Annotated in this window: 2 protein-coding genes and 1 pseudogene; 2 read left to right on the top strand and 1 reads right to left on the bottom strand. The window is 56.6% G+C overall.

Annotated features, from left to right (window positions below):
* Both BSU04_RS15465 and BSU04_RS15460 read left to right on the top strand, forming a co-directional pair.
* The coding region (locus BSU04_RS15465; protein ID WP_144021246.1) for a transposase domain-containing protein at positions 1-236 on the top strand (236 nt) is incomplete at its 5' end.
* A gap of 323 nt (positions 237-559) precedes the next feature.
* Positions 560-1,903 (top strand): annotated as a pseudogene (locus tag BSU04_RS15460) (thiamine pyrophosphate-requiring protein); the annotation flags it as partial.
* 3 nt (positions 1,904-1,906) lie between these two features.
* On the opposite strand, the gene BSU04_RS15455 reads toward BSU04_RS15460, so the two are convergent.
* The coding region (locus BSU04_RS15455) for a transposase (protein WP_144021245.1) at positions 1,907-2,168 on the bottom strand (262 nt) is incomplete at its 5' end.

Genomic DNA, 2,168 nt, shown 5'->3' with positions numbered 1-2,168 from the left:
GCAAAAATTATCTGTTCGTCGGCTCCGACAGCGGGGGCGAGCGGGCCGCCGCGATGTATAGCTTGATCGGGACGTGCAAGCTCAACGGAATCAACCCGCGTGCCTACCTAGAATACATCCTGACCCACATCGCTGATCACAAGATCTCTCGCATCGACGAATTGCTGCCTTGGAATGTGGCTGACAAACTAAAACCCCTCACCCCGCCACAATCTCAATCCGGTAGATCTGGATAGATTTGGATGGATCGTCCCCATGATCGCCGATCGTGGACACGATCTCCCTTGATCTATACGGACTCCAACACGCCATCGCCATCATGCCTCACTCGCGCGCGCGTGAGGACACGGCCCAGCCGAGCCGCTTACCTTTGCTATGCGCGAAGCACTATAGAAAGAAGGTCAAAATGCTCTGAGGGTCGCCAAGTTCCAGGAACAGATATTGCCGTCACGTCAATACAGCCTCGCTAGTTACGGGTTACTAACCGTGTCGCTAGCGAAACGAAAGCTTGAGTTAAGCGAGTTGTACATACTCATGATCAACAAAGCCGAGGAACATGATGAAGCAGACCGTCTCTGATTTTTTCGTTGAACGCCTGCATGCATGGGGAATACGGCGCATATATGGCTATCCCGGCGACGGCATCAATGGTCTACTCGGCGCACTCAATCGTTCGCATTCCCGCATCGAATTCGTGCAGGTCCGCCACGAAGAAATGGCAGCATTCATGGCTAGCGCTCATGCCAAGTTTACCGGCGAACTCGGTGTTTGCTTGGCAACGTCGGGGCCGGGCGCATCCCATCTTGTGACGGGCCTTTACGATGCGCGCATGGACCATATGCCTGTGCTTGCCATTACAGGTCAGCAAGCCCGGGCGGCTCTTGGCGGGCACTTTCAGCAGGAACTCGATCTAGTCTCCCTGTTCAAAGACGTGGCCGGCGCGTTTGTTCAACAGGCGAGCGTGCCTGCGCAGGTCCGTCACCTAGTCGACCGGGCTGTTCGCATAGCGATGGCAGAACGCAAGGTCACAGCAATCATTCTGCCCAATGACTTGCAGGATCTCGACTATGAGGCGCCCGGACGCAAACACGGCACGCTTCATTCGGGAGTCGGGTACACCCCCCCGAAGGTAGTCCCCTACGAAGAAGATTTGCAACGCGCAGCGGCTGTCCTTAATGCAGGGAAGAAGGTCGCAATTTTGGTGGGCGCGGGCGCCCTTCATGCAACCGATGAAGTTATCGCCATTGCGAATAAGCTTGGTGCGGGGGTCGCAAAAGCCCTGCTCGGCAAGGCGGTATTACCGGACGATCTTCCGTGGGTGACTGGGAGCATCGGCCTGCTCGGAACGAAACCGAGCTACGACCTCATGACCGAATGCGACACCTTGCTGATGATTGGCTCGGGTTTCCCCTATTCGGAATTCTTGCCAAAAGAAGGAGCGGCGCGGGGCGTACAAATTGACATCAAGGCTGACATGCTGAGCTTGCGTTACCCGATGGAAGTGAATCTCGTTGGTGATAGCGCACAGACATTGCGCGCGCTCCTTTCAATGCTTGATGCGAAGCCGGACCAGGCGTGGCGTGAAAAAATTGAGGGGTGGACGAAGAAATGGTGGAAGACGTTAGAAAAACGGGCCTTGGAGAAAGCAGATACCGGCGTTAATCCTCAACGTACCGTTTGGGAACTCTCGCCGCGGATTCCGGCAAACGCGATAGTGACGAGCGATTCTGGCTCCTGCGCTAACTGGTATGCGCGTGACCTTAAGGTTCAGCGAGGCATGATGTGCTCACTGTCGGGAGGGCTCGCCTCCATGGGCGCCGCAGTGCCGTACGCGATCGCCGCAAAATTCGCTTTTCCCGAACGGCCTGTCGTTGCGATTGTCGGCGATGGCGCAATGCAGATGGCTCTATGCCGTTTTGAGTGGAACTTGACGGCTGGCGCGATAGCGTTTAATCCCTTGATCACGCGAGGCGGCGGGACGCAAAGGGTTTTGCGGCAAATGTTTTAGCCTGGACATGCGGAGGTAGGCGATGGCCACGAAGTTCTTCACGGTTCGAAATCCGCGCGCGGCCCGCTTGGTTTGTTGGAGCATGCCATTCATCGCCTCGACATAGGCATTGCTGCGACCGTCGAGCATGCCGCGCACGACGCCCGGCAGACGCTCCTTG

Source organism: Caballeronia sordidicola, from assembly GCF_002220365.1.
Classification (GTDB): domain Bacteria; phylum Pseudomonadota; class Gammaproteobacteria; order Burkholderiales; family Burkholderiaceae; genus Caballeronia; species Caballeronia sordidicola_C.
The sequence above is the reverse complement of the archived record's forward strand: the minus strand, read 5'-3'. Positions and strand labels throughout refer to the sequence as shown.